At 45.2% G+C, this 26,243-nt stretch carries 21 protein-coding genes and 1 pseudogene; 16 read left to right on the top strand and 6 right to left on the bottom strand.

From position 1 onward, the window contains the following. Positions 1-10: 10 nt before the first annotated feature. On the top strand, positions 11-1,459 hold the full coding sequence (phrB, locus tag AC4IFT_RS10915) for a deoxyribodipyrimidine photo-lyase (RefSeq protein ID WP_490751331.1): 1,449 nt from the start codon (positions 11-13) through the stop codon (positions 1,457-1,459). A 60-nt stretch (positions 1,460-1,519) separates the two neighbouring features. Beyond that, positions 1,520-1,831, top strand: coding sequence for a monooxygenase (locus AC4IFT_RS10910; protein ID WP_490733853.1), 312 nt, complete (start codon positions 1,520-1,522; stop codon positions 1,829-1,831). A 4-nt stretch (positions 1,832-1,835) separates the two neighbouring features. Here AC4IFT_RS10910 and AC4IFT_RS10905 read toward each other — a convergent pair. Both AC4IFT_RS10905 and paaZ read right to left on the bottom strand, forming a co-directional pair. Continuing rightward, positions 1,836-2,606 (bottom strand): annotated as a pseudogene (locus tag AC4IFT_RS10905) (class I SAM-dependent methyltransferase); the annotation flags it as partial. An 89-nt stretch (positions 2,607-2,695) separates the two neighbouring features. After that, positions 2,696-4,759, bottom strand: coding sequence for a phenylacetic acid degradation bifunctional protein PaaZ (paaZ, locus tag AC4IFT_RS10900; protein ID WP_490751330.1), 2,064 nt, complete (start codon positions 4,757-4,759; stop codon positions 2,696-2,698). A gap of 322 nt (positions 4,760-5,081) precedes the next feature. Between paaZ and paaA the strand changes: the two genes are divergently transcribed. From paaA to paaY, 13 genes are all read left to right on the top strand, one after another. After that, positions 5,082-6,020 (top strand): 1,2-phenylacetyl-CoA epoxidase subunit PaaA, encoded by a 939-nt coding sequence (paaA, locus tag AC4IFT_RS10895; RefSeq protein WP_490751329.1) that lies wholly within the window; start codon positions 5,082-5,084, stop codon positions 6,018-6,020. Positions 6,021-6,053: 33 nt separating this feature from the next. After that, positions 6,054-6,341, top strand: a complete 288-nt coding sequence (gene paaB / locus AC4IFT_RS10890; protein WP_490751328.1) for a 1,2-phenylacetyl-CoA epoxidase subunit PaaB — start codon at positions 6,054-6,056, stop codon at positions 6,339-6,341. Between the two features lie 10 nt (positions 6,342-6,351). Further along, the gene (gene paaC / locus AC4IFT_RS10885) at positions 6,352-7,110 is read left to right on the top strand and encodes a 1,2-phenylacetyl-CoA epoxidase subunit PaaC (RefSeq protein ID WP_490751327.1); all 759 of its coding nucleotides are present in this window, start codon (positions 6,352-6,354) and stop codon (positions 7,108-7,110) included. 4 nt (positions 7,111-7,114) lie between these two features. Next, positions 7,115-7,624, top strand: a complete 510-nt coding sequence (gene paaD, locus AC4IFT_RS10880) for a 1,2-phenylacetyl-CoA epoxidase subunit PaaD (RefSeq protein WP_490751326.1) — start codon at positions 7,115-7,117, stop codon at positions 7,622-7,624. Positions 7,625-7,634: 10 nt separating this feature from the next. Next, a complete protein-coding gene (gene paaE / locus AC4IFT_RS10875) occupies positions 7,635-8,693 on the top strand; it encodes a 1,2-phenylacetyl-CoA epoxidase subunit PaaE (RefSeq protein ID WP_490751325.1) in 1,059 nt (352 codons plus the stop codon). A gap of 8 nt (positions 8,694-8,701) precedes the next feature. Next, positions 8,702-9,475 (top strand): 2,3-dehydroadipyl-CoA hydratase PaaF, encoded by a 774-nt coding sequence (paaF, locus tag AC4IFT_RS10870; RefSeq protein ID WP_219245335.1) that lies wholly within the window; start codon positions 8,702-8,704, stop codon positions 9,473-9,475. Between the two features lie 2 nt (positions 9,476-9,477). Beyond that, positions 9,478-10,272: a 2-(1,2-epoxy-1,2-dihydrophenyl)acetyl-CoA isomerase PaaG gene (gene paaG / locus AC4IFT_RS10865; RefSeq protein WP_490751324.1), complete on the top strand. Its 795-nt coding sequence runs from the start codon at positions 9,478-9,480 to the stop codon at positions 10,270-10,272. A 2-nt stretch (positions 10,273-10,274) separates the two neighbouring features. Continuing rightward, positions 10,275-11,825 (top strand): 3-hydroxyacyl-CoA dehydrogenase, encoded by a 1,551-nt coding sequence (locus AC4IFT_RS10860; protein ID WP_490751323.1) that lies wholly within the window; start codon positions 10,275-10,277, stop codon positions 11,823-11,825. Next, positions 11,822-12,265: a hydroxyphenylacetyl-CoA thioesterase PaaI gene (gene paaI / locus AC4IFT_RS10855; protein ID WP_490751322.1), complete on the top strand. Its 444-nt coding sequence runs from the start codon at positions 11,822-11,824 to the stop codon at positions 12,263-12,265. Before AC4IFT_RS10860 ends, paaI begins: the two co-directional genes overlap by 4 nt. Further along, positions 12,258-13,460 carry a 3-oxoadipyl-CoA thiolase gene (gene pcaF, locus AC4IFT_RS10850; protein ID WP_490751321.1) on the top strand — a complete coding sequence of 401 codons (1,203 nt, stop codon included), beginning with the start codon at positions 12,258-12,260 and terminating at the stop codon, positions 13,458-13,460. Before paaI ends, pcaF begins: the two co-directional genes overlap by 8 nt. A gap of 113 nt (positions 13,461-13,573) precedes the next feature. Then, entirely contained in the window at positions 13,574-14,884 is a 1,311-nt protein-coding gene (gene paaK / locus AC4IFT_RS10845; RefSeq protein ID WP_490751320.1) for a phenylacetate--CoA ligase PaaK, read from the top strand. A 152-nt stretch (positions 14,885-15,036) separates the two neighbouring features. Further along, positions 15,037-15,975 carry a phenylacetic acid degradation operon negative regulatory protein PaaX gene (gene paaX / locus AC4IFT_RS10840; protein ID WP_490751319.1) on the top strand — a complete coding sequence of 313 codons (939 nt, stop codon included), beginning with the start codon at positions 15,037-15,039 and terminating at the stop codon, positions 15,973-15,975. 21 nt (positions 15,976-15,996) lie between these two features. Then, positions 15,997-16,590, top strand: coding sequence for a phenylacetic acid degradation protein PaaY (gene paaY / locus AC4IFT_RS10835; RefSeq protein WP_490751318.1), 594 nt, complete (start codon positions 15,997-15,999; stop codon positions 16,588-16,590). Between the two features lie 41 nt (positions 16,591-16,631). Here the strand turns inward: paaY and AC4IFT_RS10830 are convergent, their stop codons facing one another. The 4 genes from AC4IFT_RS10830 to AC4IFT_RS10815 form a co-directional block, all read right to left on the bottom strand. Further along, a complete protein-coding gene (locus AC4IFT_RS10830; protein WP_490751317.1) occupies positions 16,632-18,155 on the bottom strand; it encodes a DHA2 family efflux MFS transporter permease subunit in 1,524 nt (507 codons plus the stop codon). A 16-nt stretch (positions 18,156-18,171) separates the two neighbouring features. Next, a complete protein-coding gene (emrA, locus tag AC4IFT_RS10825) occupies positions 18,172-19,344 on the bottom strand; it encodes a multidrug efflux MFS transporter periplasmic adaptor subunit EmrA (RefSeq protein WP_490733884.1) in 1,173 nt (390 codons plus the stop codon). A gap of 345 nt (positions 19,345-19,689) precedes the next feature. Next, positions 19,690-22,776, bottom strand: a complete 3,087-nt coding sequence (locus AC4IFT_RS10820; RefSeq protein ID WP_490751316.1) for an efflux RND transporter permease subunit — start codon at positions 22,774-22,776, stop codon at positions 19,690-19,692. Continuing rightward, the gene (locus AC4IFT_RS10815) at positions 22,773-23,855 is read right to left on the bottom strand and encodes an efflux RND transporter periplasmic adaptor subunit (RefSeq protein ID WP_490751315.1); all 1,083 of its coding nucleotides are present in this window, start codon (positions 23,853-23,855) and stop codon (positions 22,773-22,775) included. Before AC4IFT_RS10815 ends, AC4IFT_RS10820 begins: the two co-directional genes overlap by 4 nt. A 262-nt stretch (positions 23,856-24,117) precedes the next feature. On the opposite strand from AC4IFT_RS10815, the gene AC4IFT_RS10810 reads away from it, so the two are divergent. After that, positions 24,118-26,169, top strand: a complete 2,052-nt coding sequence (locus AC4IFT_RS10810) for a TonB-dependent receptor domain-containing protein (RefSeq protein ID WP_490751314.1) — start codon at positions 24,118-24,120, stop codon at positions 26,167-26,169. The last annotated feature ends 74 nt before the right edge of the window (positions 26,170-26,243 follow it).

Genomic DNA, 26,243 nt, shown 5'->3' with positions numbered 1-26,243 from the left:
GAGGAAAGCGATGGCAGCAAAGCAAGTTTGTCATCTTATTTGGTTTCGTCATGATTTACGCGTCACCGATAACAAAGCGCTTTCCTCGGCCTGCGCTGATCCGCAGGCCAATGTCATCGCCCTCTACACCGCAACACCAGAGCAATGGCAACAACACGATGTTTCTGCGCGGCAAATCGCCTTTATTCACCAAAATTTGGTGGAATTACAGCATTCCCTTGCGCAACTAGGCATTCCACTTATTTGCCATACTGCCGCAAGTTTTGCCGATGCCGCTACATGGGTGCTGGATTACGCCAAAGAACAGCAGGCCGATGCCCTGTTTTTCAATCGGCAGTATGAATGGAATGAAAAAAAGCGCGATGAATGGCTGATAGAACACGCACCACCAATGCATATCCATGCTTTCGATGATGCGTTGTTACTTCCCCCCGGCGCAGTAACAAACCAAAAAGGCGAAATGTACCAAGTTTATACCCCATTTCGCCGTGCTTTTCTCACCCAACTCACCGTCACCGATTGTCGTTCATTACGCGCACCAGACAAACGTTCAAAACCATTAAGGATTGAGACAAGCTCGCCGCTATTTCCCCATGAGCATCAAGAAATCGGGCAATCTTTCCCAGCGGGCGAACAAGCCGCTTTAAAGCAGCTCAGGCAGTTCTGCGCTCAAAAAGTTGCAGACTACCAACATGATAGAGATTTTCCCGCCATTGATGGCACCAGCCAGTTATCACCATATCTCGCTGTTGGGGTGCTATCACCTCGCCAGTGCTTCAATCGCTTACAAGCTGAAAACCCACAGGTTCTTGACTACCCTGATAGTGGCGCTTTTACTTGGTTAAACGAACTGGTTTGGCGTGAATTTTATACCCATCTTTTAGTGGCATTTCCTCACCTGTGCCGTCACCAGCCCTTTATTCAATGGACGCAACATATTCATTGGAATGATTCACCTACTGATTTCGAGGCATGGAAAAGCGGGCAAACGGGTTACCCAATTGTTGATGCAGCGATGCGACAACTGAATACCACTGGCTGGATGCATAATCGGTTACGAATGATTGTAGCGAGCTTCTTAGTCAAAGATTTGCTCATCGATTGGCGAAAAGGGGAAAAATACTTTATGACCCAGCTCATTGATGGGACTTTAGCGGCCAATAATGGTGGCTGGCAATGGTCTGCCTCTACCGGTGTGGATGCCTCCCCATGGTTTCGTATTTTCAACCCCACCACACAAGGGAAAAAGTTTGATGCACAAGGCTCATTTATTCGCCATTGGCTCCCCGAATTAGGTGATATCCCTGATAAATTTATCCATACCCCTCATGAATGGGCAGAAGAAAATAATACAACCATTGATTACCCTATGCCTATCGTTGATCACAAACAAGCGCGTTTAAACACATTGGAAGCCTTTGAAGCAGGTAAACGCAATAGTCTTAAATACGATAAATAGCAAAGTTATTATTTGTGTTAATGGTTATTATGCAAGCCTAATGATAAGGAGATACAATCAATGAGCGTAATTTTACAGGTAGACTTCCCATACCAAGGCCCATGGGGCGAAGAAATGACAGCAGCAATGAATGACTTAGCTGAGTCAATCAACCAAGAACCCGGTTTTATCTGGAAAATTTGGACTGAAAACCAACAAACCCAAATGGCAGGCGGTGTTTACCTGTTTGCTTCTGAGTTAGAGGCAAAAGCTTACTTAACCAAACATAGCGCGCGTTTAAAAGCCTTTGGTGTACCTGATGTCCGGGGTGAGATTTTTGCAGTGAATACTGCGCTCAGCCAACTTAACCAAGCGCAGTTTATTGCGAAATAATAGCTTATTGACGATGAAACTCAAACAGCATTACATCAGAGGTAAATGACCCATCTGCTTGTACTGCAAAATGCTGTTTTGCTTCATCACTCAGTGTATTTTGGAATTGGCGAATAGCCTCAACCAATGGTTGTGGCGTTCGCATCCGCTCGACCCAACTGGTAAATTCAAGGGGTAAACGGAAGCTTTGCACTGCACTAACAAATAGCCCTGCATTATTAAACATTCCAGACCATTCCCCTGCGGAATAATCACGAATATGCGACGTATCTCTTAGCACTTCAACGGTTTGCAGGTAAATATCCAATAATGGATGGCCCGGCGAGATAACATCGATAAAAATACCTTTCCCACCAACTTTCAGGACTCGGTGAACCTCACGCAGCGCTTTTTCAACATCATGCCAATGGTGTGCAGAATAGCGGCTAATCACCCGATCAAAATGATTGTCCGCAAACGGTAATTGCTCAGCCGTGCCTTTGCAAGTCGTTATATTGGTTAACTGGCGCTCCTGTGCACTCTTCGCCACAACACTCAGCATCGAGTCAGACAGATCATATGCAGTGACCGATTTCACCTGTAGCGCCGCACAAAAACTCGCATGCCCTGCACCACAACCGAGATCAAGGATGTTTTCATCCTGACAACCCTGTAGCCGCTGCTGCAAGGCGAGTAAATCCTCACCTTGGGCATGGACTGCACTGGTTAAATAGGCATTGGCTTGCTCATCAAATTGTTGATAAACCGCTTGATGGTGCGTTTTCATCTCTGTTTCCTTACATTTCGTTGGTCATTTCCCCATCACAACAGAAAATGATTGAAAAAGCACCTATTTGTTCACCAGAAATTTATAGCAATTATTGATTAATGGAAGTCCCCTTGACGACGTTCCACCAGCGTCAAAATGCTATAAAGCGCTACAGCGGTATCATCTTGGTTGAAGACTTGCACATCCCATTCAACGACACCATTCGGTTTATCTTCTGTGATTTTTTGCGGTTTTTTAATCTTTTTCTTGCACGTTAGGCGAACTTGGATGGTATCGCCGATTTTGACAGGCTCAATAAAACGCAAGTTTTCCATCCCGTAATTCGCAATAACGGGCCCAACACCCGCATCAACGAACAAGCCTGCTGCCGCTGAAACGACAAAATAGCCGTGTGCAATACGCTCACCAAACAGGGATTGTGCCGCACCGATTTTGTCCACGTGAACATAGAAATTATCTCCACTTAAGCAAGCGAAGTTTGCAATATCTGCTTCTGTGACGGTGCGCCTTGCGGTAAGCAAAGTATCGCCAATCACTAAGTCTTCAAAATGTTTTCTAAAAGGATGGACTACATCAGCTACGGTATCTGCACCACGGAGCCACTGCTGGTTGATAGCGGTTAACATCGATGGGCTAGCTTGAATCGCTGTGCGCTGCATATAATGCTTCACGGCTCTCAACCCACCAAGTTCCTCCCCACCACCTGCACGCCCAGGTCCTCCATGTACTAAAAGTGGCAATGGCGAACCATGCCCCGTAGACTCGACTGCTGATGCCTCATTTAGCACCAACATACGCCCATGCGCTCGCGCACTCGCACGGATCACCGATTGAGCCACTTGCGCATCCGCGGTCACTAATGTACCTGCAAGACTGCCGCCCCCTAAAATGGCAAGCTGTACCGCTTGCTCAAGATTTTCGTAACTCATTAGTGTGGAAACTGGGCCAAAAGCCTCGGTTTCATGAACGGCTGAAGATTTAAACGGCTCTGCACAATACAAGAGTGTGGGAGGGTAAAATGCCCCGTTTTGACTATCCGCACCGATCACTTCTAGTTGTTCAAACTGCCCACCACAGAGCACTTCACAGCCATTGCTACACAGATAATCCACCTTATCTTGCACATCTTGCCGCTGTTCTAAATTAATCAACGCTCCCATGCGAACCCCATCAACAGCAGGGTCTCCCACGGTGATACCTGATAAGCGTTTGAGTAGTGCTTGTTTAACATTTTCTAGTTGATTTTTCGGCACGATAATACGGCGGATTGCCGTACATTTCTGCCCTGCTTTCGCGGTCATCTCGCGGGCAACTTCTTTGATAAACAACGTAAATTCTGGCTGTTCAGGTTGAACATCATGACCTAAGATCGCACAGTTCAGCGAGTCGGCTTCCATGGTGAAAGGTACCGATTTGTCAATAATACGAGCGTGTGACTTAAGCATATGCCCTATTGGGGCTGATCCCGTGAACGTGACTACGTCCTCAAAATCAAGATAATCAAACATATCCCCGACACCACCACAAACCAACTGAATAGCCCCTTCAGGGACAAGACCGCTGTCGGTCATCAATTTCACCATTGCTTGGGTAACTTGGGCTGATGCCGTAGCGGGTTTAATGATGGCAGGCATACCCGCCAACCATGTGGGGGCTAGCTTTTCTAACATTCCCCAGCAAGGAAAATTAAACGCATTAATATGCAAAGCCACACCACGGCGGGATGTCAAAATATGGTGGCCAATAAACTGCCCCTGCTTAGACAGTGGAACCATATCGCCTTCTGGCCAAATAGTGTCATCGGGGAGCTCTCTACTTGCTAGCCCTGAATAGGCGAATAACGTTCCAATTCCCCCTTCAATATCCACCCAACTATCTGCTTTTGTTGCCCCAGTTTGTGCAGAAATCGCATAAAGCTCAGCTTTATGTTCCAACAAATACTTGGCGATCGCTTTTAGCATCTGGCCCCGCTGCTGAAATGTCATCGCAGACAACGTTTCGCCCCCCACATTTCGCCCATAGGCCAAACTCTCAGATAACGGGAGCCCTTCTGTTGTCACTGCATATAAAGCTTGGTTGGTAAGTGCATGGTAAATCGTCCGCTCTTTACCCTTACCCTGTACCCACTTCCCCATAATGTAACTTGTTAAATGCTGCATATCCGTCTCCAGAAATAAAGGCAATAAACAAAATTGATGTTTAAATATGTATCATAAAAACAATCATAGATACTAATTTAAATTTAACAAATTAAGAACAAATTAGTTGTAAAATCTCTTTCCCACTAAACCCACATAAAATAAAGTATTCTTATTTGATTGATTCTATTGGATTTAATTTAAAACCTTGTGAAGTGAATCGCAAAATCAAGTTAATGAACATTGATCTTTTTGTTAACAGTTTCTAGCATTAATGTTAAATAAACATGATTCGATATTTTAATTTTAAATGAAAATTACGAATCACTTAATGGAAAAATCAATGAGCAATATAAATCAGGCTAGCTTCGAAGCCAAAATCGAAGCAGATATTTCCATCGAACCCAAGGATTGGATGCCCGATGCTTACCGACAGAATCTTATCCGCCAAATAGGTCAACATGCTCACTCTGAAGTCGTGGGGATGCTTCCAGAAGCCAACTGGCTAACACGGGCACCCACACTACGTCGCAAAGCGATATTACTGGCCAAAATTCAAGATGAAGCAGGCCACGGTTTATACCTCTACAGCGCTGCGGAGACCCTTGGCTGCTCTCGCCAAGATATCTATCAAAAGCTGCTTGATGAAAAAATGAAGTACTCCTCCATTTTTAATTACCCCACGCTGAATTGGGCGGATGTCGGGGTCGTTGGCTGGCTAGTAGATGGCGCCGCAATTGTGAACCAAGTGGCGCTGTGCCGCGCTTCGTACGGCCCTTATGCACGTGCCATGGTGAAAATTTGTAAGGAAGAAAGTTTTCACCAACGCCAAGGCTATGAGGCAGTTATGGCACTGGCACAAGGGACTGATGAACAAAAGGCCATGCTGCAAGATGCGATAAACCGCTTCTGGTGGCCTGTTCTAACCATGTTTGGTCCTAATGACTCTGATTCCCCGCACAGTGCTCAAAGTATGGCGTGGAAAATCAAACGCTTCAGCAATGACGAGCTACGCCAAAAGTTTGTCGACAACACAGTTCCACAAGTCGAAGCACTCGGTATGACCATTCCTGATCCTGATTTAGCTTGGGATGACGAGTTGGGTCACTACCGCTTTGGGGAAATTGATTGGGCAGAGTTTTACCAAGTGATTAAAGGTAACGGCATTTGTAACCATGAACGCCTCAGTGCAAAGCGCAAAGGCTGGGAAGACGGCGCATGGGTGCGTGAAGGTGCCATGGCACATAGCCACAAGCAAAAAGCGGTGAAATCCGCAGCTTAAATGACTGACCGATGCCCAAAAAAGGAAAATACCATGAGTAACCAAGATTGGCCTTTATATGAAGTTTTTGTTCGCAGTAAACAGGGTTTAGCACACCGCCATGTAGGAAGTTTACATGCGGCAGACGATCAAATGGCGTTAGAGAACGCCCGCGATGCCTATACCCGACGCAGCGAAGGGTGCTCCATTTGGGTCGTCAAAGCGACGCATTTAATTGCATCGCAGCCAGAAGATAAAAGCACATTCTTTGACCCCGCCGACACCAAGGTTTACCGCCACCCGACGTTTTATACCATCCCTGATGGTATTAAGAACATGTAAGGAGTTGTCCATGAACCAACAAGAACAGCTTCATCATTACGCATTACACCTCGGTGACTCACCCTTAATTCTGGCTCAGCGCTTGTGTGAGTGGTGTGGACATGCACCTGAAATTGAAATCGACCTCGCACTCTCCAATATTGGCCTTGATTTGCTGGGGCAAGCCCGCAATTTTTTAAGCTACGCTGCCCAGTTAAAAGGCGCTGACTGTGATGAAGACAAACTGGCTTTTCTGCGCGACGAACGAGAATTCAGCAATCTGTTACTCGTTGAGCAACCTAATAATGACTTTGGTGACACCTTAGTGCGCCAGTTCTTTATGGATGCTTATCACGTTCCATTGTATGAAGCCCTGATCCACAGCCGCGATGAACAGCTTTCGGCTATTGCAGAGAAATCCCTCAAAGAGGTTATTTACCACCTCCGTTTTAGCCGTAATTGGATGATCCGTTTAGGGGATGGCACAGCGGAAAGCCACCGACGAATTCAACACTCCATCAATGAATTATGGCGCTTTACAGGTGAGCTTTTCCACGCGGATAACATTGAAATTACCCTCAGTGAAGCAGGTTTCGCTGTAGACCCGCGTTCGTTGAAAGACACATGGTTAACTACCATCACTGAAACCTTTGAAGATGCCACACTCAGCGTGCCTGAAAAAGACGCCTACCGTTTAGGGGGCAAGCAAGGCAGCCACACAGAGCATCTTGGCCTGCTCTTAACGCAATTGCAATTTATGCAACGCGCTTACCCAAATAGCCAGTGGTGATGCAATGGAACAGAGACTGCAATTAAGCGAGCTTCAATCACCCCACGTTCATCAGATCTGGCAACAGCTGCATCAAATTCCCGATCCTGAGCTGCCTGCACTCTCTATTACTGATCTTGGCATGATCCGCAATGTGCTCCCAAACAATCAAGGTTGGAAAGTTCTTTTTACACCTACGTATTCAGGTTGCCCAGCCACCGAGTTTTTAATCAATGAAATTAAAACAGTTTTGGGTGATGCAGGCTTTGAACAGATTGATATCGAAGTGGTGTTAACCCCCGCATGGACAACCGACTGGATGAATCAAGATGCCAAAAAGCGCTTACGCGAGTTTGGTATCGCACCACCACAAGGCACCGCTTGCGAACACCCTGAACACAAAGGGGCGATACGCTGCCCACGCTGTGATAGCGAACAAACAGAAAAAATTAGTGAATTTGGTTCAACGGCATGCAAAGCATTATATAAATGCACCAAATGCTTAGAGCCGTTTGATTACTTTAAATGTATTTAGGGGCATTCATATGACTGTATTTCATCGTTTAAGTATTGCCGCCATTGAGCGTGACACCCCTGACGCCGTTGCGGTGACGTTCAATGTTCCTGACGCCTTGCGCGAACAATATCGCTATCGCCCAGGGCAACACCTCACCTTAAAAGCCGCCATTAATGGTGAAAATTTGCGCCGCTGCTACTCCATTTGCAGCTCACCCGACGAAGAGACACTAAAAATTGGTGTAAAAGCTATTTATGAAGGGCGATTTTCCAATTTTATCAATCAACAACTGAATGTCGGCGATAGCCTTGATGTGATGATCCCGCAGGGGCAGTTTGGTTACCAGCCTGAAACACATACCCATGCGCATTACCTCGCCGTTGCCGCAGGCTCTGGGATCACCCCTTTGCTTTCCATCATTAAAGCCACATTGCAAACCGAGCCTAAAAGCCACTTTGTGTTGATTTATGGCAATCGTAATAGCCGCTCAGTGATGTTTAAAGAAAATATTGCGGACTTAAAAAACCGTTTTGCTGCGCGTTTTCAAGTGCTTTATCTCTTTAGCCAAGAACCTCAAGATAGCGAACTTCTTAGCGGTCGTATTAGCCAACAGCAGCTTTCTGCATTAGGCAATACATTGTTAAATTTCAAACAATTTGACCGTGCGTTTATCTGCGGCCCTGAAAGTATGATGGATGAAGTGCATGACACCCTCGTCAATTACGGCATGCCAAAAGAATTCGTTCACACTGAGCGCTTCAACACATCAGGGGCAAAATTTAAACCGACTTCAGCGAAGTCTAATGAAACACGCCAAGTGAGCATTCACCTTGATGGCCGCACTTTGGATATCAGCATGGACAGCCAAGATGACAGCATTTTAGATGCCGCATTGCGCCAAGGTGCCGACCTGCCATACGCATGTAAAGGGGGCGTGTGCGCAACTTGTAAATGCAAATTGCGCTCAGGGGAAGTCGAAATGGGCGTCAACTACAGCCTCGAACCAGACCAAATCGCCGATGGGTACATCTTAAGTTGCCAAGCATGGCCGAAGGGCGATGGCGTTGTTTTAGACTTTGACGTATAGGAAGCGTAATGGAAAATCCGTGGATTTTATCTCAACAAAACCAGCGCGTTCTCACCCTAACGTTGAACCGCCCCGAAGTGCGCAACGCACTCAGCACACCGTGCCTTGAACTCCTGGTACAACACCTTGAAGCGGCTGATAACAATGCGCAAATTGGTGCGATAGTAATCACTGGCAACCCGCGATTCTTTGCAGCAGGCGCGGATCTTAAAGAGCTACAACAGCAAACTATCGCCAGTGCGATGATAGATAAACGCCCTCAAGTGTGGCGTCGTTTATCCATGATATCAAAACCCATTATCGCTGCCGCCAATGGGTATGCACTCGGAGCGGGCTTCGAACTGCTCCTCGCCAGTGACATGGTGATTGCTGGAGAATCCACCCGTTTTGGGTTGCCCGAAATTACCCTCGGTTTAATGCCCGGGGCGGGCGGTACGCAACGTTTGATCCGTGCAGTAGGCAAATCTTTAGCCATGCAAATGGTACTAACAGGGGAATCGATTAATGCTAAACGCGCACTCCAAGCGGGGTTAGTCAGTGAAATTTGTGTCGATGATTTGGTTCTCGAACGCGCTCAGCAGCTTGCGCAACGTATTGCAACCCACGCACCTTTAGCTGTGCGCGCAGCAAAGGCCGCCTTAGTTCACGCCCAAGATAGCCACCTTACTGAGGGGTTACAGCTAGAACGTCAATATTTTGTGGCCTTAGCTGGTACGCAAGATCGCCAAGAAGGGATCGATGCTTTCTTCGAAAAACGCCCACCTCAGTTTACAGGACAATAACCATGACAAACGAAGCGATGATCCTCACCGCACTGGAAAATGGCGTGCTCACCATCACCTTAAACCGCCCTGATAGGCTCAATAGCTTTAACGATGAAATGCACCACCAGCTAAGTGATGCCATCAAAATTGCAGAACGTGACGACTCCGTACGTTGCTTAGTGATCACTGGCGCAGGCCGTGGCTTTTGTGCAGGGCAAGATCTCAACGATCGTAATGTCAGTGTGGGTAGCGAAGCACCTGATCTCGGCTTTTCTGTGGAAACCTACTATAACCCGTTGATCCGCCGTCTTACCGCTTTACCAAAACCGATTATTTGTGCCGTCAATGGTGTCGCCGCAGGGGCAGGCGCGGCTATCGCATTGGCTGGGGATATCGTGATCGCTGCCAAAAGCGCCTGTTTTATTCAATCATTTTGCCGCCTTGGCCTAGTTCCTGACTCAGGAGGAAGCTGGTTTTTACCCCAACTCGCTGGGCATGCCAGAGCAATGGGTATGGCATTATTAGGGGACAAAATCAGTGCAGAGCAAGCATTGCAATGGGGAATGATTTGGCAAGTCACTGAAAATGAGGCACTCACAGACACCGTTTTGCAACTAGCTCAACACATTGCGACACAACCCACCTACGGTCTTGGTCTGATCAAAAAAGCCATTTACTGCGCAGCAACCAACACCTTAGACGAACAGCTAGACCTTGAACGCGATTTACAGCGTTTAGGGGGACGAAGTGAAGATTACCGCGAAGGGGTAAGTGCCTTTTTAAACAAGCGCGAACCGCTGTTTAAGGGGCGATAACCATGACACTCTCTATGAATTCCACCATCAAGACAGTCGCTGTTATCGGTGCTGGTACCATGGGTATAGGTATTGCACAAGTGGCTGCCACGGCAGGGCTCACCGTTTTACTGTTTGACGTTAACCAAGACACGTTAAGCCATTCCCTAAACACCATGGCACAACGCTTGCGTAAACGTGTTGAACAAGGAAAGGCTGACTCAAAAACCACAGAAACGCTCATTGCCAACATTCATATCGCTAACAGCTTATCTGAATTATCAAGCGCCCAACTCATCATTGAAGCTGTTGCGGAAAAACTAGCAATAAAACAAGCTATTTTCGGCGAACTTGAAGATATTTGTCACGAATCAACAATATTTGCCAGTAACACCTCTTCGTTGTCGATTACGGCGATTGGTTGCCAATTGAAACACCCTGAACGGCTTGCTGGGTTGCACTTTTTTAACCCTGCCCCAGTGATGAAATTGGTTGAGGTCATCCGTGGCCTAGAAACATCCCTTGAAGTGATTGAACAATTAAAAGCATTAACTCTCTCATGGGGGAAAATACCCGTAATTTGCCGCTCAACACCTGGTTTTATTGTTAACCGTGTTGCGAGACCTTTTTATGCGGAGACTTTACGCGCCCTTGAAGAGCAAATTGGCTCCCCAACCACGCTAGACAGCGCACTGCGCGATGCCGGTGGCTTTGCAATGGGGCCATTACAACTTACTGATTTAATTGGCCATGATGTTAACTATGCCGTGACGGAATCTGTATTTCAGGCATTTGGTTATGACCCACGCTTTCAGACCTCATTAATGCAATTGGAATTAGTGCAAGCGGGGCATTTTGGCCGTAAATCAAAACAAGGTTTCTATCATTATGATGATAATAAACCACACCCCACCGCGTCATTTGCAGCAAAAGTGCACCTTAGCCACCCGCAAAATGTAAAAGCCCGTGGCGATTGGCAAATATTTCCTGAGTTTGCGCAGCTTTTATCTGAAAATGGGATCTCACTCGAAGGATTAGCACAACAGTCAAATCAATCTCCCACCCTTATTGTTAATGACGTTATTATTATGTTAACAAATGGTGAATTGGCCTCATTTCATGCGCAACGATCAAACCAAGCGGTGGTTCTCTTTGATTTATCGGCAAATTACCTTGCCGCAACAGCCATCACATTAACCTGCGCAACACAAAACAGTACGCAACAAAACCAGCAGGCGATAGCCTTTTTCCAGTCCCTTGGAAAAAACGTAATTGTACTACCAGATTACCCTGCGCTCTTAACGATGAGAACGGTGGCGATGTTATGCAATGAAGCACTCGATGTGGTGAATAAAGGGGTTGCAACTGTGCCAGATACCGACAATGCCATGCGATTTGGCGTGAACTACCCCAAAGGCCCATTGGCTTGGGGAGCTCAACTGGGTTGGTCACGCGTACTATCGGTACTCGAGCAACTCACACAGTTTTATGGCGATAGCCGTTATCGGCCCAATCCATTACTTAAACAGTTAGCTGCGGGTTATCAGTCTTTATCTTTTAAGGAGTCCCTATGATCTCAGTACCGAATATCACCACCGCTCAACAATCCGCTCACATTATGTATCACGATGATGCATGCGCAAAAGCAATGGGTATGTCGATTGAAAAAGTCGAAGATGGCTTTGCGCAATTAAAAATGCCCATCACAGCAAAGATGCTTAATGGTCATAAAACCTGCCATGGGGGGCAACTGTTTAGTCTCGCCGACACCGCATTTGCTTACGCCTGCAATAGCCAAGGGTATGCTGCTGTTGCGTCGATGTGCTCAATTGATTTTGTCCGCCCAGGCTTTGAAGGGGACTTACTGACAGCGACCGCAACAATGAAGCACCAAGGTAAGCGCAACGGGCTATACGAAGTCGAGATAGTTAACCAAAACGGAAAAATACTCGCCTTATTCCAAGGTCGTTCTCATCGCCTAGGGCATCGTTTAGAGGAAAATCACCATGATTGATGCTTATATTTGTGATGGTGTTCGTACGCCAATAGGCCGTTATGGCGGTGCGCTTTCTTCCCTGCGCCCTGATGACCTCGCGACTTTGCCACTAAAAGCCTTGATGGCGAGGCACCCACAGTTAGATTGGGCTCTGACCGATGATATTATTTTAGGTTGCGCAAACCAAGCGGGTGAAGACAACCGCAATGTCGCCCGCATGGCGGGTTTATTGTCTGGTTTACCCGTTTCCGTTTCAGGCACGACCATCAACCGCTTATGTGGCTCAGGGTTGGATGCTATCGCACTTGCCGCTCGCAGTATTAAAGCGGGTGAATCCGGGTTAATGATTGCAGGCGGCGTTGAATCAATGAGCCGCGCGCCTTTTGTGATGGGAAAACAGGAATCCGCTTTTTCACGCCAAGCCCAAGTGTTTGATACCACAATCGGTTGGCGGTTTATCAACCCATTAATGGAACAACAATGTGGTACTGACTCAATGCCAGAAACGGCGGAAAATGTGGCAGAAACCTATCAAATCAGCCGTGAAGACCAAGATGCATTTGCGCTACGCAGCCAGCAACGTACTGAAACTGCAAAAATTAATGGTATTTTTGCGCAAGAAATTGTCCCTGTCACCATTAAACAGCGTAAAAACGAAATCGTGGTTACCGAAGATGAACACCCGCGTGCAGAAACCACCTTTGAGCAACTACAAAAGCTGAAAACGCCGTTTCGTGAAAATGGCACGGTCACTGCGGGTAATGCTTCTGGTGTGAATGATGGCGCAGCTGCGTTAATTATTGCATCCGAGCAAATCGCGAAACAGCAAGGCTTAACCCCTCGGGCTCGCATTGTTGCTACCGCCACTTGTGGCGTTGAACCACGGCTGATGGGGATTGGCCCGTTACCAGCCTCACAAAAAGTCTTAAAAATGGCGGGGTTAACTATCGACCAAATGGATGTCATTGAACTCAATGAAGCGTTTGCCGCACAAGCCCTCGCCGTATTGAGGGGGCTAGGCTTACCCGATGACGCCCCACACGTAAACCCGAACGGCGGAGCGATTTCCTTAGGTCACCCGTTAGGCATGAGCGGAGCAAGGCTTGCCATCGCCGCAATCAATGAACTGCATCGCAAACAAGGCCGCTATGCCCTATGCACTATGTGTATTGGCGTAGGCCAAGGCATCGCCATGATTATCGAACGAGTCTGAACAACGTATTCATATCAATAATAACCGCCTGAAACCCTACACCTGCTCAGGCGAAAACCAGCAACGTTATCAACGAAAACTGGTTACCATAATAATTATGAGGACTGGCAATTATGAGCATGATACAAGATAGCATCGACCCAATTGAATTTGCCTCACGAGATGAAATCGAGTCATTACAATATTCTCGAATGAAGTGGACACTCACTCACGCCTATGAAAACGTGCCAATGTACCGTAAAAAATTTGATGATGCAGGCGTGCACCCTGATGACTTTAAACAATTAAGCGATATCGAAAAATTCCCCTATACCACTAAGCAAGATTTACGGGAAAACTACCCCTTCAGTACGTTTGCCGTGCCAATGGACCAGATCATTCGTATCCATGCCTCTTCAGGTACTACTGGGCGCCCAACGGTTGTTGGTTACACGCAACGTGATATTGATAATTGGGCGGATTTAATTGCACGTAGCTTGCGTTCTGCGGGAACCGTTCGCGGTGATAAGGTCCATGTGGCTTATGGCTATGGCTTGTTTACCGGCGGTTTAGGCGCACATTACGGCGCAGAGCGCCTTGGTGCCGCCGTTATTCCAATGTCAGGTGGGCAAACTGAAAAACAAGCCCAATTAATTGCTGATTTTAAACCCGATGTGATTATGGTGACACCATCATATTGCCTAAGCATTATTGACGAACTCGAAAAAATCATGGGTGGCGATGCTAGTAAGTGCTCACTTAGATTAGGCGTATTTGGCGCTGAGCCTTGGACAGAATCCCTGCGCACTGAAATCGAAACACGCCTAGGCATCAAAGCATTAGATATCTATGGTTTATCAGAAGTCATGGGCCCAGGTGTCGCCATGGAGTGTGCTGATTCTGGTGCTAGCGGCCCAACCATCTGGGAAGACCATTTTTATCCTGAGATTATTTCCCCCGAAACGCTCAAAACATTAGGGGATGGCGAGCATGGTGAGTTAGTGTTCACTACCCTTACAAAAGAGGCTATGCCAGTAATTCGCTATCGCACACGGGATTTAACCCACTTAATGAATGGCGTAAATCGCAACATGCGCCGAATTGGTAAAATCACAGGTCGTTCTGATGACATGATGATTATTCGCGGAGTAAATGTGTTCCCTTCTCAGATTGAAGAACAGATTATGCAATTCAAAGAGTTATCTCCACACTACCAATTAGAAATTGGTCGCCAAGGCAATATGGATAACTTATCGATTCGCGTTGAGCTCAAACATCCAGAACAACTCACTTATGATGAACGTTGTAATATCTGTCATCATCTAAAACATCGTATCAAATCCATGGTAGGAATTAGCACGCGGGTCAGCATCGTGAATTGCGGTGACATTCCACGTTCACAAGGTAAGGCAGAGCGTGTTATCGATACAAGAATTGCCATTTAAACCAGTAAGTTAAGGCATATTTAATACTTATTGCTCTAATATGCCTTACTTGCCTGCTCATTTTTAGCAAAAAACCAAACGAGACAATATTCCATTTTATGTCTACTATTCAGAAAGTATTTTGATACAGAAAATTTATGGATGAAGCATAAATGAATACCAAACTCGACCAGTTTATCCAACATGCCATTGCTAGCCAGGCCATTAGTGGCACGTCGCTCATTAGTTCCTTATATGGTGATGCACTACATCACCGAGGAGGCGAAGTTTGGCTAGGTAGCCTAACCAAATTACTAGAACCCATGGGGTTTACTGACCGCTTTGTACGCACCTCTGTTTTTCGTTTACAAAAAGAAGGTTGGTTAGATGTTGAAAAAATTGGCCGACGCAGCTACTACCGAATTTCTGCTCGTGGCCAGAGCCGATTTCGGCGTGCAGAACAAAAAATCTATCTCGCAGAGCAACCCGATTGGGATGGAAAGTGGGATTTATTACTCCTAGAAGCCGCTGATAAAGAAGAAAAAATTCGATTAAAGAAAGAGCTTGGTTGGTTAGGATTTGGGCAGTTTAATACGTCTTTAATGGCTGCGCCAAGCTGCGCACAAAGCGATGTACCTGCGTTATTAAATGAGCTCAACGCCACTGAGCAAGCCATTTATTTTCATGCAGATTACCCCTACAGTCGCTCAGAAAAAAACCTGAAAGACTTGGTGTCTCAGGCATGGTCTTTGCAGGAAATTTCAGAGCATTATCACCAATTTATTTCATTATTCAGACCTCTTGCGTTATTGCTCAAGGATAATGCGGGAACACAAATCAGCCCTGAGCATTGTTTTCAGTTACGGCTGCTTTTAATTCACTTTTATCGCCGTGTCACGCTTAAAGACCCACTGCTACCTGACGAACTTTTACCACCCCAATGGGAAGGGCATATTGCGCGCCACTTGTGTACCAATATTTATCAACGTATCGACCAAGCTGCAACGCAATATGTTTCAGAGAATAGCGAAACAACTGTGGGTGAACTTCCTCAACCTTCTAGCGCTTATTATCGGCGTTTTGGTGGGGTACTGCGGGAAATTGCCGCTTAAATTAACCTTTAAGGAGCCTTTATGCCTTTTTATCAAATTGATGGAGTTACACCTGTTGTTAGTCCAGACAGTTTTGTTCACCCTACGGCAGTTGTTATTGGTGATGTTGTCATTGGTAAAAATGTCTATATCGGCCCCAATGCCAGTCTACGTGGCGATTATGGGCGTTTAATCATTAAAGATGGGGCAAATGTACAAGATAATTGCGTAATGCATGGGTTCCCGCAATTTGACACCATTATTGAAGAGGATGGCCATATCGGTCATGGGGCTATCTTACATGGCTGCCATATCAAACGTAATGCTTTAGTCGGGATGAATAGCGTGATTATGGATGGTGCGGTGATTGGTGAAAATTCGATTGTTGGTGCTTGTACTTTTGTCAAAGCAGAGGCCATATTTGCACAAAATAGCCTAATAGTCGGTATGCCAGCCAAAGTTGTACGAACATTATCAGAAAAAGAAATTGCGTGGAAAAGCAGTGGAACCCGAGACTACCAACACCTCGTTACTCGCTGTTTAAAGACATTTAAAGAAATTGAGCCGTTAACCGAAGTTGAAGCCAACCGCCCTGTTTTCCAGTTTGAGAATATTATCCCAAAATCTCAGTTATAACTCACTAGGGCCCCCATAAAGGGGGGCCCTAGTCCTCACAATTACTTCGCATTATTACCAAATGGTGGCTTAGCGAACCAAACGGTAATGATTAGAACAATAAACACCCAGCCACATAGCCAGAAAATTTCATTCGCTGCGATAATTAACCCTTGGCTAGTAATTTGCTGCGCAATAAACCCCGAAGTCTGCTCCGTACTTAGCCCATGAGCAGCCATGCCTTGGTACATATCCAACGACTCAGGGTTATAATCCGTAATAAACTCAGTAAGTTGGCTGTGATGCACAGATTCGCGGTCACTCCACATCGTGGTTGTAATTGACGTGCCAATTGACCCAGCTAATGTGCGGAAAAAGTTTGCCAAACTGGAAGCCGACGCCAATTTTTCTGGGGGAAGCCCCGAAAGTGTCAATGTCGTCAATGGCATAAAGAAACACGCCACGGCCATGCCCTGCACTAATTGAGGCCAAACTACCGCGGAGAACCCCATGCTCGGCTCAAAGGTATACGCCCGCCAGAAGAAGCAGATCGCATAAAAGACAAAGCTAAAAGTTACTATCCAGCGGATATCCAAAAAGTCAGATAATTTCGCCACTGGGGCTGAAAATAAAACAGGCAACAAGCCAATTGGTGCAAGTGCAAGCCCCGCCCACGTCGCGGTATAGCCATACACCTCTTGCAGCAATTGAGGCAGTAATACAATTGCCCCAAAGTACGCCATATAGGCCAAACTGACCGAAATGGTACCTATGGTGAAATTACGCGATTTAAATAAAGACAGCTCAACGATCGGGTTTTTATCGGTCAGTTCCCAAATCACAAGGAATACCAACGCGATAGCCGAAACGACCGCTAAGATCACAATCTCATTTGACGCTAACCAACCCAGCTCTTTCCCTTTATCCAATAGCACTTGTAAACAGCCAACACCGACGGATAATAACGCCAAGCCAATCACATTAAACGGCACTTTAACCACCGTCGATTCCATTCCTTTAAGGATAATAGAACCCACAATAATCACGAAAATCCCGAGAGGCACGTTCATAAAGAATATCCAGCCCCAATGGAAGTTATCACTAATATAACCGCCAAAAATTGGACCAAATACGGGCGCTAAAATGATGGTCATCGACCAAAAGGCCAATGCCATATTCTGCATTTTCGGTGGGTAACACCGCATAATCAAACTTTGGGATAACGGGATAACAGGCCCTGCCACAGCACCTTGTAATACACGATATAAAATCAACATTCCAAGGCTGTCAGAGAATCCACAAAACAATGAAAACAAAGTAAAAAGTGCCGTTGCCCACAGGAAAACGCGAATCTCGCCAAAGCGCTTAGCAAGATACCCCGAAATGGCAATTGAAATGGCGTTCGACACCCCAAATGAGGTGATCACCCACGTACCTTGCGAGACGGAAACACCAAGGTTACCCGCAATTGTCGGGATAGCGACGTTTGCAATGGTGGAGTCGAGTACTTGCATAAAGGTCGCCAAGGACAATGCGATGGTTGCCCAAACTAGCTTCGCACCTTTTAGGGGTTGGATATCTGCCACAGCCATTCCTTACGAGCTAATCCGCATTATCAGTGATAATGCTGTCGATAATGTGGTCGACATCCGCCAATTTCAGCACTAACACATCGCTTTCAAATGCAGGTGTTGTACGCTGAACTTCAGCTAACACAGGACCATTTTGGTCTTTAATATCAATGGTTACATTCATCGATAAGCCAATGCGCAATGGGTGTTTTGCCACTTGCTCAGGGTCAAGCTCAACTCGCACAGGCAAGCGTTGAACGACCTTAATCCAGTTCCCCGTGGCATTTTGCGCAGGGAGTAATGAAAATGCGCTTCCCGTTCCCATATCTAAGCCAACTACCGTGCCGTTATACACAATGTCATCACCATAAAAATCACTGTTGATGGTGACTGGCTGACCAATGCGCACTTTTTCAAGCTGAGTTTCTTTGAAGTTGGCATCCACCCAAACAGGTTGAACTGGCACTATCGCCATTAAAGAGCTTTGAGGGCTCACTTGGGAACCGACTTGCACATTACGCCTTGAAACATAACCTGTCATTGGGCTTTTAATTTCAGTGCGTTGCAAATTAATCCATGCACTGCGCACACTATCAGCGGCTTGTTGGATGGCTGGTTGTTTTCTTAATGCCGTGTTGCGTAATAAAGCGCGGTTCGCATTATATTGCTGAATGGAGATATCCAACGCAGCTTGTGCTAATTGCACCGCTTCTTGAGAATGTTGCAGGTCTTCTTTTGAAATGGTTCCGCTGCGCCCAAGTGCCGCACGGCGTTGGTAATCTTTTTGTGCTTGCGCAAGTGAGACGCGGTTTTTCTGTATTTGCGCCTGATACTCATCACCGTTGATGTATAGCTCTTTGGTTTTGCGCACCGTGGTAGCTAAATCATGTTTAGCTTGCTCAAACGCCAGCTGAGCGTTAGTTTTATCCAACACCACCAGCACATCACCCGCTTTCACCAAGTCAGTGTTTTCAAAATTAACTTGGGTCACGTTACCCGTTGTCTGCGCAATAATCGGAATTTGCAAACCCGAGACATAAGCATCGTCGGTATATTCTTGAAAACGTAAGACCAAAAACCAATAAACACCATAAGCCACAAATAATAAGATAATAATTATTGTGGCGATAGACATCCATATTGTTCGACGTTTTTCATTTTTCGTTTTTTGATTATTTATTTCTGAATGGGCTGATTGACTCATAATAACTCTCAAGGCCTAAAATCAATATTAATCCTCCCCCTATATTCAGGAAGTAAATGTAATAAAGCAAGAGCTAATATTTTACAAATAAAACAATCACCCAGAAAAAAAATAACCAATTGATAATTTTAAAATAAATAAAAAATTTAACCATCAGGAAAAATATATTCATTTTATGATTAATTTAAATAAAACTATTCACAATTAGATGGCTTTAATTCAATTTTAATAAAATTAATATCAATTAAACATATTGAGTACGTTAATTCGATAATAAACATTCTTTTTTTGATTGATTATTATTATTTAAATGAAGCAAAAACCGGCACATTGGCCGGTTTGTATTTACCACTGTTTAATATTGCGGTCTTCTTGCGTCACTGAGGTGAGTTTTGCCAGTTGCGGTAATAATTTATGCTTTAAATCATCCATCAAACTGTAAATTACTGGTACAAATAGCAAACTCAAAATTGTCGAGCTCAGTAAGCCACCAATGACCGCCATAGCCATTGGCGCTCTAAATCCAGCATCCGCACCGCTGGTTAAGACAAGGGGGATCATCCCAGCAATCATGGCAAATGTCGTCATGATAATTGGGCGAATACGCTCCTGACCCGCCTCAATAATTGCCGCTTCCCTTGGCATTCCTGAACGTTGCTTTTCAAGAATAAACTCCACTAGCAAAATCGAGTTTTTGGTCACAATCCCCATCAGCATTAAAATACCGATAATCACGGGTAGATCGATCATGGCGCCATATAGAACAAGGGCGATAATGGCGCCACCAATGGAAAACGGCAATGCGACCAGTATGGTAATTGGCTGCATAAAGTCCTTAAACAGCACGATTAAAATGGCAAAAACCAACAAAATACTGAATACCATTGTGCCGCCAAAGCGCTCGAACATATCAATCATATATTCCATATCGCCATATTCCACTTGTGAAACACTGTGGGGTAATTGCTGATATTCAGGCAGTTGTGCCACTATTTCCAGCGCCTCACCAAGCGTCAGTCCTTCCAAGTTCGCTTCTATCGACATCTGTCTTTGTCGGTTAATTCGCTCAATCTGTGAAGGCCCATCACTGGAATCGATTTTAGCGACCGATTTCAGCGGTACAGCTTGTTCCCCTGTACTATTCATATATAGATTATTCAGCACATCAATATTGTTTTGTTGATGCTCCGGTAAAATCACCTGCACAGCCAGTTGTCTGTCGGGTAAATTAAACTTGGCACTACGTGAGTTGGCCTCCCCCATAGTCGCAATACGTAACGTATTGGCGATTTCCTCAACATTGACTCCCGTTCGGCCAATATCTACTAGATTCGGTTTAACAATCAGCTCTTTACGCAATAACGGTTTCATGACCTGAACGTTTTTTAGCCCTTCCACTTTGGCCATCGCATCACGCAGCTTTTGCATTGATGCTTCCAGCTCTTGAGGGTTCGTCCCTGTAAACATTAAGGAGAATTCTTTACCGCCATTACTGTTACTAAAGGTATAACGTGCATCTGTTTTTTCACTTAACCACTTTGATATTTCAAGCTCAAATTGCTTTTGTGATAATGCACGTTCACTCGGTTCGACGAGGGTGAGGATCATTTCACCTTTGTGTTGAGCAACCCCCTCAGAGTCGTCCGCAATCCCAGCAACCGTATACGTCGAAAGAATTTCAGGCCTATCTTTTAACTGTTTTGTTATTTCATTCATTTTTTGCTGCGTTTGCTCAACAGGCGTACCCGGTGGCAGCTCAATATTAATTTGGCTGATACTGATATCACCATCAGGCATAAAACCGACGGGTAACAAGCTGGCCACCGCCACAGAGCCGATTAAAAAGCTCCCCGCCAATGCAGACGCTAATTTTCGGTGCGTTAACGTGAGTAATAAAAACCGCGTATAACGCGCTATCCAGTTAGGGATTTTCGCACCATCGTGCACCCCCTTTTGTGGTAACAACACATAAGCGGCCATTAATGGCGTCACCAAGCGAGCAACTAGCAATGAAGAGAGCACTGCTGCTGACACTGTCACACCAAATGGCACGAAATACTGCCCTACAAAGCCCCCAATAAAACTGACAGGCAAGAACACCGCCACAATGGTCAATGTGATTGCGACAATCGCAAAACCGATAGCATCAGACGCTTTTAGTGCCGCTAAATAGGGGCGCTCGCCACGCTCGATATACTTTTGAATATTTTCAATTTCAACAATGGCATCATCTACCAATATCCCAATAACCAATGTCAAAGCTAGCAACGTAATACTGTTCAAGCTGTAATCAAACAGCGCCAATACAAAAAAGGTCGGCAAAATCGATAATGGTAATGCCACTGCCGCCACCAACGTTGCACGCCAGCTTTTCAAAAAGAAAAAGACGATAATGACGGTGAGAAACGCCCCTTCTAATAAGGTCTGAATGGTTAAAAAGAAGCTCGATTCCGTGTATTTAACTGTTGAGGAAATCAGGCGGATATCAATATCTGGATTCGCTTTTTGTAATTTTTCGACCGCTTCAGCAACGCCTTGCCCTACTTTGGTATCACTGGAGCCTTTGGCGCGATAAACCGCAAAACCGACCACATCCTGACCATTAAACTGCGAAATAGATTTCACATTCTTATGGCCATCATAAATATTGGCAATTTCACCCAACCGTACCGATTGCTGGTTATCAACGGGTAACATGATGTTTTTTATCTCATCCGCGGTCGATTTTTCACCTAATACACGGATGGTATGCTGCAACGAATTATATTTTGAGTTACCACCTGCCGAGTTCTGGTGATTATTTTTCAGTAATTCATTAATACTGGCTATGGAGATTTGCATCGCAGCCAATTTATTTGCATCAGGCTCGATGCGGATCACGCGTTCGGTATCCCCTAAGCGACTGACTTTTTGCACCCCCGGCACTGTGATCAATTGCTTACTGACCGTATCATCCACAAACCAAGACAAATCCGCGAGAGATTCAGTTTCCGACGAAACGGCATAACGTAGAATAGCCCCACCCTCGACATCGACGCGGTTAATCAATGGCTCATCTATTGTTTGGGGTAGCTCTCCACGGATTTGCCCCATTTTTTCACGTACATCATTGGTCGCAACGTGGGCATCAACACTGAGGTCAAACTCAATGGTGGTGCTCGATGCCCCTTCGCTAATAGAAGAGGTAATATGGCGAATACCCGGTATGCCAGACACCGCACGCTCCACCCGCTTGGTGACTGCATTTTCCAGCTCTGTTGGCGATGAACCATCTTGGGTCACAGTAATCGTCACGATCGGGAACGTCACTACGGGGTTGGCAGTTACAGGTAATTGATTAAATGAAAATAACCCCGCAATCGTTAATGCTAAAAACATCACTATTGTGGGGATAGGCCGTGTGATGGCCCAAGAAGATAACTGTAATTTCATTGGCTATCCTTCACAGGCACAACAGTGTCATCATCCGATAAAAAAGCTTGTGCATAAGCCACGACCTCTAAACTTGGCGCTAATGGTGTTAACACTTCCACTCGTCCTTGCTGAATTTTGCCAATTTGTATTTTTTGTTTCGCCACTTTGCCGTCTGTCACGGTAAAAATAAAACGCTCACCATTGGGTTCTGTACGAATGGCACTATAAGGTAGCGATAGCTGTTCGCGCGGTGAATTGCTGTACGCCATGGTGCCTGTTTCACCTAGACGCACGTGTTTGGTTGGCTCAGTCAGCGCCACACGGATTTTTCCAAGTTGGGTTAATGCATCTATTTTTGGCGACAAATAACGTAATTTCCCCGATGTTGATTGATTTTCATCAAGGTTAATCACGACGGGATTACTGCCCACAATGCGAGAAAGCTCGGAAGGGTGTGCCTGCGCTTCAAATTCCAATTCATTATTTTCAATCAGCTTAAATAACAAGCTGTTATCTGACAGCGTGCCATTCATCGCATGACGCTCACTGATCACCCCCGAAACAGGCGCAATAATTTTCGATTTGTCTTCTTGGCTTTGTTCACGCATTAATTGGGCTTTGAGTTGGCGCAGTTCCGCACGGCTTGCTGTTAACAATGCACTCTGTGCGGCCGCTTCTGATTTGGCTTTACCAAATTCATTCGCCGAAATCACCCCTGTTTTTGCCAGCGGTGATAAACGTTGCAGTTCTTGTTGCGATTGGGCGCTGAGCGCTTCTTGTTGCTTAATGTATGCGGCAGCTTTATCAATTTCTGCTTTTAATTGATTAACCCCTGCACTTTGGATGGGTGATTCCAACGTCGCAAGCAATTGCCCTTTTTCAACCCATTCCCCTTCTTCCACAAACACTGCGGTGACCATTTGCTGTTGCAGTGGAGAACCAATCGAAATTTCGTTTTTTGCCACAAATTTGCCCGGAATGCTGACGACATCAACCGCCATCACATTTTTTGGGTTTGTGACGCTTAAACGAATTTCCTCTGCCTGTGTGTTCAAGCAAATGAAAAATAATGAAATGGCTAAAAAGATGTGTTTCATAAGTCATAAAATTCCCGAGTAGACGCTCGCGCTACTGTAATTTCGCTTAACCACAAACTCCATAAACCAAAGTTAAACCTTAATTTTTCGTTAAGCTTGGTAAAAACCAGCAAGTCCATTTTTGCTATAGGGGAAAATTATTAACTGAGATCAAATATTGACCATAAATTAGCTCGCCAATCATTTATTTCCGATATGTTTTAGTGATAGTATTCGCAAACAATATAATTATCATTCTCATTTCTATTTGCTAGGGATTACTATGACTACGCAACATCACTACACACTTGTCGCCGCAGGTATTTGCGCGGCTTTGACTTCATTTAGTACGACAGCAGCAGAAGATTCAGACAAACTTATCGTCACCGCATCGGGTTATTCACAACAATTACGCGATGCCCCTGCCAGTATCACGGTGATCACCGCCGAACAGTTACAAAATAAACCTGTGCGCGACCTTGCTGATGCGGTTAAAGACGTAGAAGGTGTCAGCATTGTAGGTTCAGCCAATAAACAAGATATTAATATCCGTGGCTTACCCGGTGAGTACACCTTAATACTGGTTGATGGACGTCGCCAAAATAGCCGTGAATCACGCCCAAATGGCAGCGGCGGTTTTGAAGCGGGCTTTATGCCGCCCGTCGAAGCCATTGAACGCATTGAAGTAATCCGTGGACCAATGTCTTCCCTGTATGGTTCAGATGCAATGGGTGGTGTTATCAATATCATCACTAAAAAAACCACCAATGAGTGGCACGGCAGCGTAACCACAGGCGCGATTATCCAAGAAAACAGTGATAGCGGTAATTCCACCGACGGTAACTTCTATCTGTCAGGCCCATTAGTTAAAGATAAATTAGGCTTGCAGTTATACGGTGGTGGTGATTATCGTCAGGAAGATAAGATAGCGGATGGCCATCATAAAAAGGACAATAAAAGCCTCACGGCTAAGTTGACCTTTACCCCAATGGAAAACCAAACGTTCTTATTAGAAGCCGGCAGAACCACACAAGAACGAGAAGAAAAACCGGGTAATTCCCTTGCGCCAACTAGCGAATTTAATGGTAAGCCAAGAGCAAATAAACACTCAGAAATCCACAATGACCGTAACCATTTTGCATTAACCTATAAAGGGGACTGGGATTCATTTAATACTGAACTAAGTGTTTACCAAGAAAATACGAAAAAAAGAACCAAAACAGACATTACAGACCCAGCGACTAAGATCACTGAATATCGTTACGAGGATCGCGTACCTGAAATTACCAATACCGTTGTTGATGGAAAAATTGTCGCATTTTTACCTGACAATATTTTAACTGTTGGTGGTCAATTTCAACATGCTAAATTAAAAGATACTTCATCAACAGGCGCTTCAACAACTGAAAATGCCAAACTAACCGCGGAACAACACGCTTTCTTCTTAGAGAATGAATTTACTGCGACAGAGAACCTAATATTGACAGGTGGACTACGTTTAGACCACCATGAATTTTATGGTGACCACTGGAACCCTCGCGGTTATGCGGTTTATTACCTGACAGATGAAATCACTATTAAGGGGGGTGTGTCTTCAGCATTCCGTGCACCAACATTACGTGAAATCAGCCCTAATTATGGAACGTCTACTGAAAAAGGCTTAGGTATCATTCATGGTAACCCTGATCTAAAACCTGAAAAAAGCGTTAGTGAAGAAATCAGCATTGCCTATAACCATGAGTCCGGCTTTGATGCGAGCTTAACGTTCTTTAATACAGATTTTAAAAATAAATTAACCAGTTATTACACTGGCGGAAATGACCCACTGACTGGCTTAAAACTGTATACCTATGACAATGTTGGTAAAGCCAATATTAAAGGAGTTGAAGTCGCAACAGGTATTCCAATTGCAGAAGATTGGAAGCTCAGCTTGAACTATACCTATACCGACTCAGAACGTAAAAGTGATGATGAAAAGCTAACTAGTGGACAATCCTTAAAAGGCTATGCTTTGGATAAAACACCAAAACACTTAGCCAATGCGAAATTAGATTGGAATTATAATGAAGACTTAACCCTGTATACTCGTGCTCATTACGAAGGCAAGCAAGTATGGGCAGCGCAGCGTAATGGAGCTTCAGTCCCTCGTTACCGTAATGGCTATACCACCATGGATGTGGGTGCAACTTATCAATTATTGAAAAATACCAAATTGAACTTTGCGGTATTAAATATTGCTAATGAAAAAGGCGATAAAATTGATGCTAAAGGCGGCGGAAACTGGGACGTAGAAGATGGTCGCCGTTATTGGGCGAACGTTAACGTCAGCTTCTAATTTTTCACCTTGTTAACACGAATATATACGCTAAATCATTCAAGTTGCATGTAGGCGACAAGAGAAGGTATCCC

Source organism: Providencia sp. UF-183 (genome assembly GCF_058246155.1).
Note: the sequence above shows the minus strand (reverse complement) of the source record. Positions and strands in the feature narration are given on the sequence as shown.

Bases quoted from the DNA above. Each gene is read 5' to 3' on its own strand.
- phrB (WP_490751331.1), top strand. From the start codon at position 11: ATGGCAGCAAAGCAAGTTTGTCATCTTATTTGGTTTCGTCATGATTTA.
- AC4IFT_RS10910 (WP_490733853.1), top strand. From the start codon at position 1,520: ATGAGCGTAATTTTACAGGTAGACTTCCCATACCAAGGCCCATGGGGC.
- paaZ (WP_490751330.1), bottom strand. From the start codon at position 4,759: ATGCAGCATTTAACAAGTTACATTATGGGGAAGTGGGTACAGGGTAAG.
- paaA (WP_490751329.1), top strand. From the start codon at position 5,082: ATGAGCAATATAAATCAGGCTAGCTTCGAAGCCAAAATCGAAGCAGAT.
- paaB (WP_490751328.1), top strand. From the start codon at position 6,054: ATGAGTAACCAAGATTGGCCTTTATATGAAGTTTTTGTTCGCAGTAAA.
- paaC (WP_490751327.1), top strand. From the start codon at position 6,352: ATGAACCAACAAGAACAGCTTCATCATTACGCATTACACCTCGGTGAC.
- paaD (WP_490751326.1), top strand. From the start codon at position 7,115: ATGGAACAGAGACTGCAATTAAGCGAGCTTCAATCACCCCACGTTCAT.
- paaE (WP_490751325.1), top strand. From the start codon at position 7,635: ATGACTGTATTTCATCGTTTAAGTATTGCCGCCATTGAGCGTGACACC.
- paaF (WP_219245335.1), top strand. From the start codon at position 8,702: ATGGAAAATCCGTGGATTTTATCTCAACAAAACCAGCGCGTTCTCACC.
- paaG (WP_490751324.1), top strand. From the start codon at position 9,478: ATGACAAACGAAGCGATGATCCTCACCGCACTGGAAAATGGCGTGCTC.
- AC4IFT_RS10860 (WP_490751323.1), top strand. From the start codon at position 10,275: ATGACACTCTCTATGAATTCCACCATCAAGACAGTCGCTGTTATCGGT.
- paaI (WP_490751322.1), top strand. From the start codon at position 11,822: ATGATCTCAGTACCGAATATCACCACCGCTCAACAATCCGCTCACATT.
- pcaF (WP_490751321.1), top strand. From the start codon at position 12,258: ATGATTGATGCTTATATTTGTGATGGTGTTCGTACGCCAATAGGCCGT.
- paaK (WP_490751320.1), top strand. From the start codon at position 13,574: ATGAGCATGATACAAGATAGCATCGACCCAATTGAATTTGCCTCACGA.
- paaX (WP_490751319.1), top strand. From the start codon at position 15,037: ATGAATACCAAACTCGACCAGTTTATCCAACATGCCATTGCTAGCCAG.
- paaY (WP_490751318.1), top strand. From the start codon at position 15,997: ATGCCTTTTTATCAAATTGATGGAGTTACACCTGTTGTTAGTCCAGAC.
- emrA (WP_490733884.1), bottom strand. From the start codon at position 19,344: ATGAGTCAATCAGCCCATTCAGAAATAAATAATCAAAAAACGAAAAAT.
- AC4IFT_RS10820 (WP_490751316.1), bottom strand. From the start codon at position 22,776: ATGAAATTACAGTTATCTTCTTGGGCCATCACACGGCCTATCCCCACA.
- AC4IFT_RS10815 (WP_490751315.1), bottom strand. From the start codon at position 23,855: ATGAAACACATCTTTTTAGCCATTTCATTATTTTTCATTTGCTTGAAC.
- AC4IFT_RS10810 (WP_490751314.1), top strand. From the start codon at position 24,118: ATGACTACGCAACATCACTACACACTTGTCGCCGCAGGTATTTGCGCG.